Raw genomic sequence first — 5,761 nt, 5'->3', positions numbered from 1 at the left:
GTTCTATTTAGTATAGAAATTGTTTGATTGTGTCATATAATGGTTAAGTGTTAATTTTGGGGGTATTAACATAGTCTTAGATCATTTTTTTTGTCACACTACCATTTTTTTCTTGGTCAGAATGAGTTAAATTAATTGACAAACAAATTATTATTTTGATTTGAGTTAAGACAAATTTAGTAAAACAAAAGATATAAAAAAGAGTAAAATGCTAAATTGGCTACTTATTTTTCTGAATATTAACAATTTTGTCTTTTTTATTGTATTCCCAAGTTTGATTTTAACACTATTTTCAGGTGTATTAGAGGATCGGAGACTTCCTGAATATGCTATTTGATGTTTTGTTAAATTACGTAGTTCTTGATTTTTTGAACCTTTTTTAAAACAAAAAAATCCTAATAAAACATTTGTTTTAATTAGGAACTGAAATTAAGTATGAGGTTAAATTATAATTTATGTAAGTTGAAATGAATCACAAATTCATCTTTTACTTTTATGATGCCTCCCATTTTTGTTGGTGGCTCAAGGGCAATCTCCGAAAATTTTACTGCCACACTTCCTTCTAAGTATTCTTTTGTATTTTTTAAAACTAAGTTTTGGTAGGAAAGAGTTTTATCCGTTATACGAAAATTTAAAGTGCATTTGTAATTGGTTCCAAAAGGTTTTATGTTGGTAATGGTTACTGTGCTTTTAGGAAATTTGGTTGCTTTAACAGTGGTTTTAAGGTCTTTGTTCATAATTCGGTTTCCACACTCAAAGTTGCTCATCGAGATTTCGGACTTCAAACTGTTTTTAATAGTGGAATTTAAATAAATTGTGTCTTTGTAAGGAAGGTAATTGGAACAACTGTATTTGCCTACAGTCGAATTCCCCAGAATTTCTATTTCAAGTCTATCAATGATGATGATGTTGGAGTCAATTAATGTAGAAATGGGTTTAGCACTTCCCAATAAAAATAGAAGTACTAAACCCATTAATAGTAATGATATTCTTTGATTCATATTAGAATGCAATTGCTGCTTCAAACATAATTCCGTTAAAATGACCTCCATAATTATCATTCAATGCTGCTGCAGAAGATTGAGAGAAGTCATTGTAAGTTTGATTAACATAAGCAAGTTTTGCCAAGATGTTTTTGGTCATAAACCAACCTGCAGAAGTTTCCACTCTGTTGATACTTGCGTCAACATTTTGTTGTTCCAATTCACCTGTAACTGTACCGTAACGGGCACCTAAATAGAATTGTTCCGTGTTTCCGAATCTGTAAACTACATCACCTACGAATTGGTTAACACTTTTAGATTGTGAACGGTCTGTAGCGCTGGCTCCACCTGAAGTTGTTTCAATAGTTCCGAAGAATTCCAATCCTTTGTATTTTACAAATGGGTTGAACATAAAAGCTGTATAGTATTGTTTGTAACCAGGTTGGTATCTTCCTGTATCTTTGTTTGCAACTGGATCAAAGTTGTTTGCTACAGCAGCTCCGCCATATGTATATGCTTGGTGAGACATTACGCCAAAGTAACGAGAACCACTTCTATCAGAAGACCAAGGGTTTGAACTCATTCTAGCATTGTGATTGTAAGAACCAGTTAATCTTACTCTTAAATCATCATTCAATTGTTTGTCATATCCAAATTTAGCCAAGATTGTTGGAGATGGATTACTAGATGTTTCTGCTACAGATTGGTTTAATTTACCGTTTGTAACTCCTAACATGCTTACCCATCCGTTTCTGTTATAGTAAACTTCCATTCCCATATCAGTTTGGAAAGAGTCCATAATGTTACCTTCTATGAAAGGGTTCATCATGGCATTACCGTTGTCAGTTCTTCTGAAGTGGGCATCACCGTAGTTGTTCTCCCCGTAACCGACTTTGATGGTAGTGTATTTCATAACATCAGCCAAAAGATCTTTTTTAATGAAATCTAGTTTGTCAATTTGTAAGTATCCCCCTTTTACCCATGTTTCTTGGTGGTGTCTTGCAGAAAGATAAATATCCAAATTTACTCGTACTCCATCTGCCAATTGAGCTCCAATAACCATGTTGGCTTCAGGTAAATTGAAGTTGTTTTCTAAATTATTTAATCTGTAATTGCTGTATGCTTTAACGGTACCACTTGCAGCTTGAGTACCTTCAGTTTGATCGTTGAAAGAGTTCAATGCTTGAAATTGCATCGCGAAAGCGCCACCTAAATCAACACTGATTCCTTTGAATTCAACAGTGTCTTTTTTTACATCAAAAACGTTAATCCCGTCTTTTCCTCTTGAAATTTGGTTTTGTATGTGCCCAAATGAAACTTGAGCATTTGCTGAGGCCATAGATAATAGACCTACTGCTAAGAGATAAATTTTTCTCATGATTATGGTATTTAGTTAAAGTTTAAATTGAATTTTATTGTTAAGTCTTCTCCTGTTTTAATAGTTCCCAATAAGGCAGTTGGAGATTTCATGCCAAACTCGGTGAATTTTATTTTATTGGATCCTTGTAAGTTTACAACTCCATTGGAAACGGAAGTTTTTACTTGTGTTTTTAATACTTTAGAAACTCCTGCAATGGTATAGGTACCGGTAAGATTCCAAGTGGTTTCGTTTACTTTTTCAGCAGATTTTAAAATATATTTTATGTTTTTGAATTTGTCTGTTTTCAAAGTTTGATAAGCTACTTTATCCATGCTCTTTTTTTCGCTTTTAATGCTTTCAGCTGGAAGCGTAATGTCGATACTGTTGATGTCGGTCAATTTTGAGTCAACTATCGTAAGATTAGCTGTTCCTGTTCTAGAAGGTGATTTCATTTCCCAATCATGCAGCGTTGAGGTTCCTAATACTGAAAAATTTGTTTTTGCATCTAAAGTGTAGTTTTTTTGAGCGTTTACTGATAAGGTCATTGTAAACAAAACCATTGAGGTGATAATTGTTTTAATTTTTGAATTCATGACTTTTTATTTAAATTGATTGTAATTAAAGTTTGTTAGAGCAGTAAGATTTCGTTCTGATTTTTCATTTAAAATCTTTTTACTTACTTAACTGGTACAAATTTAGGATGGAAGTCAAAATAGGAATATGATATAAATCATGTTAAGAAAAATATAAAAAATGTATTTTATTCAAAGATTGGGCTGAGTTGTTGACTATATCGTTTTTTTTACTGCTTTTTGTTATATTTTTTTGATGTAAAAATAATAGTAACATCCTTGTATATAAGACTTTAGGGTCTTTTTGTAAGATTTTAATGAAGGATCTTTTTCTCTGTTATTTGATTTGTTCTTTATTTGATCTATTTAAAATTTAGAATCAAAAATGTATTTTATTTCCTCCAATTATTTTGTTAATATTTTAAAAAAATGTTTTAATGTTTTAAAAATAATTGGGAGATTTTCTTTTTTGACGACTTGAATAAATAATCAAGAGGATTTATATAAATTGGATGGGTACTTTTTTTCTTGAGACAATCGCCAATGAATACTATTGAATTTTAAAAAGCCGAAACTGCTCTTCAGTATATAAGTAATTTTAGGGTCATTTATTTAAAATTGCGATATCAACAAAATGTCGTTAAATTTGCACCATGCAAATTGAGAAAAAAGACATACGGGCACTATCCAAAGACCAATTGAGAGATTTTTTTGTAACCAATGGTGATAAAGCTTTTCGGGGTAATCAAGTCTATGAATGGTTGTGGAGTAAAGGCGCACACAGTTTTGAAGATATGACCAATGTCGCCAAAAGCACTCGTGCCATGCTGGAAGATAATTTTGTTATCAATCACATCAAAGTGGATACAATGCAACGCAGTGAAGATGGAACGGTTAAAAATGCGGTTCGTTTGCATGATGGATTGGTGGTTGAAAGTGTTTTGATTCCAACTCAAACTAGAACTACAGCTTGTGTATCTAGTCAGGTGGGCTGCAGTCTGGATTGTAATTTTTGCGCTACCGCCAGATTGAAACGCATGCGTAACCTGGAACCGGCCGAAATTTACGATCAAGTAATCGCGATTGATAGAGAAAGCAGGCTGTATCACAATCATCCACTGTCGAATATTGTTTTTATGGGAATGGGTGAACCACTTATGAACTATAATAATGTTTTGAAAGCGATTGAAATGATCACTTCTCCAGAAGGATTGGGAATGTCTCCAAAACGTATTATGGTTTCGACTTCTGGAATTCCCAAAATGATTAAGAAATTGGCAGATGATGATGTGAAATTTAAATTGGCGGTATCATTACACTCTGCAATTGATGAAATTCGATCACGTATCATGCCGTTTAGTGAAAATTTTCCTTTAGCTGATCTAAGAGAGTCTTTAGAGTATTGGTATCGAAAAACAAAGTGTAAGGTGTCCTATGAATATGTAGTTTGGAAAGGAATTAATGATGATAAAGCCTCGATAGATGCCTTGGTGAAATTTTGTAAATATGTTCCTTGTAAAGTAAATTTGATTGAATACAATCCTATTGATGATGGAGAATTTCAACAAGCTTCGGAAGAATCTATAAATGCCTATATAAAAGCACTTGAAAACACAGGAATTGTGGTGAAAGTAAGAAGAAGTCGTGGAAAAGATATTGATGCAGCTTGTGGACAATTAGCCAATAAAGAAGCTTAAATGTCAAACTATGAGAAATAAAAAAAGCATTAAAAAGAACAGTTAAGTTCATTTTAATGCTTTTTTGCTTTTAAGAAAGTTGTTGCTTTATTTTTTTAATTCTATCGTAGTTGTTACACCATCAACAGTTACAGATGCAAGATTGTCGCATTCGCCAGTTCCATAATCAACCAATGTTTCAACACCATTTTTAACTTTTGAAACTGTACCAGAAACAGGGAATGGTTTTTTGCAGGCCATTTCATAACGCAGCGGTGTTTTAATTGTACTTGAACTGGTGTCACCATTTGGCCAGGCTGTGGTTTCACTTCCTGTTACCAAGAAAACATTATCGCTCCAATTGCCTTTTGTGTCATAACCTTCTACCATTTCTTTTATTCTATTTCCTGTTCTAGTATAAATAGATCCATCTTCAAAAGTTATTGTCATGTCAACGGTGCAAGTGAATACAGGATGCACTGCGGCAAGCAATTCGGTGCTTTTAAGAGTTCTTATAATGGTTTTGCTACCTTGAATTTTGTTGCCGTTGTGGTAAAATTGATCAAAGGAATAGGTAATCGTCTGCTCTGGAGTCATGAAATTCCCTGAGAAAGAAAGAGTAATTTTTCCTTTTAATACATTTCCGTTTTCAAGAGTACAACCTTCAGTCCCAAAATCAATTGAACCTGTAAATGTTCCGTCTACATACGTCCATGTTGTCACAGCACAGGCGGGTAAAAAACTTTTTACTGTTTCAGATTTTCCAGTAGAACTGCTTTGTTTCATAGAAAATTGATCTTCCGCTATATTTGAAACGTCTTCAATGGAAGCGTCAATTTTATTATCTACAGCTACTTGGCTGGTTGGAGAAGTAGGATTCGTGTTATCAGTATTATTGTCTGAATTGTCACAACTGATAAATAAGGCTGTTGCTATAAATGAAGCAATGAAAAAAAACTTTGTTTTCATAATTAATAGATTTAAGGTTTATTATAAGATGTTTAATTTTTAAAAAAAAGGTTAACGAAAAGACTTTTTTTGAAAATAATAAAAGATTAATTCCTTAATTGAAAGGATTCAATGTTTCTTCGAATTTTTTTGAGTAGAATGAATGATCTGTGTTCCAGTAATGGAGTATACTATAAAACACTATTTTTATAAAGTTATAAT

General features: G+C 32.7%; 5 protein-coding genes. 1 reads left to right on the top strand and 4 read right to left on the bottom strand.

Annotated features, from left to right (window positions below; all coding sequences use genetic code 11):
* Nucleotides 1-446: 446 nt before the first annotated feature.
* The 3 genes from B0E44_RS14895 to B0E44_RS14885 are packed head-to-tail and all read right to left on the bottom strand — an operon-like array spanning nucleotide 447 to nucleotide 2,936.
* Nucleotides 447-1,001 carry a hypothetical protein gene (locus B0E44_RS14895; RefSeq protein ID WP_077376942.1) on the bottom strand — a complete coding sequence of 185 codons (555 nt, stop codon included), beginning with the start codon at nucleotides 999-1,001 and terminating at the stop codon, nucleotides 447-449.
* A gap of 1 nt (nucleotide 1,002) precedes the next feature.
* On the bottom strand, nucleotides 1,003-2,361 hold the full coding sequence (locus B0E44_RS14890) for a hypothetical protein (RefSeq protein WP_077376939.1): 1,359 nt from the start codon (nucleotides 2,359-2,361) through the stop codon (nucleotides 1,003-1,005).
* An 11-nt stretch (nucleotides 2,362-2,372) separates the two neighbouring features.
* On the bottom strand, nucleotides 2,373-2,936 hold the full coding sequence (locus B0E44_RS14885; RefSeq protein ID WP_077376936.1) for a YceI family protein: 564 nt from the start codon (nucleotides 2,934-2,936) through the stop codon (nucleotides 2,373-2,375).
* A gap of 632 nt (nucleotides 2,937-3,568) precedes the next feature.
* Here B0E44_RS14885 and rlmN point away from each other — a divergent pair.
* Nucleotides 3,569-4,612: a 23S rRNA (adenine(2503)-C(2))-methyltransferase RlmN gene (gene rlmN, locus B0E44_RS14880; protein WP_077376932.1), complete on the top strand. Its 1,044-nt coding sequence runs from the start codon at nucleotides 3,569-3,571 to the stop codon at nucleotides 4,610-4,612.
* Between the two features lie 87 nt (nucleotides 4,613-4,699).
* Here rlmN and B0E44_RS14875 read toward each other — a convergent pair whose 3' ends face one another.
* Complete coding sequence (locus tag B0E44_RS14875; RefSeq protein WP_077376929.1) at nucleotides 4,700-5,560, bottom strand: hypothetical protein; 861 nt, start codon at nucleotides 5,558-5,560, stop codon at nucleotides 4,700-4,702.
* Nucleotides 5,561-5,761 lie beyond the last annotated feature (201 nt).

Origin of the sequence: Flavobacterium sp. A45 (assembly GCF_002001005.1) — a bacterium.
Lineage (GTDB): Bacteria > Bacteroidota > Bacteroidia > Flavobacteriales > Flavobacteriaceae > Flavobacterium.
This window is presented reverse-complemented; position numbering and strand designations above follow the sequence as displayed.

Coding starts and splice junctions, on each gene's coding strand:
- B0E44_RS14895 (WP_077376942.1), bottom strand. CDS start 1,001: ATGAATCAAAGAATATCATTACTATTAATGGGTTTAGTACTTCTATTT.
- B0E44_RS14890 (WP_077376939.1), bottom strand. CDS start 2,361: ATGAGAAAAATTTATCTCTTAGCAGTAGGTCTATTATCTATGGCCTCA.
- B0E44_RS14885 (WP_077376936.1), bottom strand. CDS start 2,936: ATGAATTCAAAAATTAAAACAATTATCACCTCAATGGTTTTGTTTACA.
- rlmN (WP_077376932.1), top strand. CDS start 3,569: ATGCAAATTGAGAAAAAAGACATACGGGCACTATCCAAAGACCAATTG.
- B0E44_RS14875 (WP_077376929.1), bottom strand. CDS start 5,560: ATGAAAACAAAGTTTTTTTTCATTGCTTCATTTATAGCAACAGCCTTA.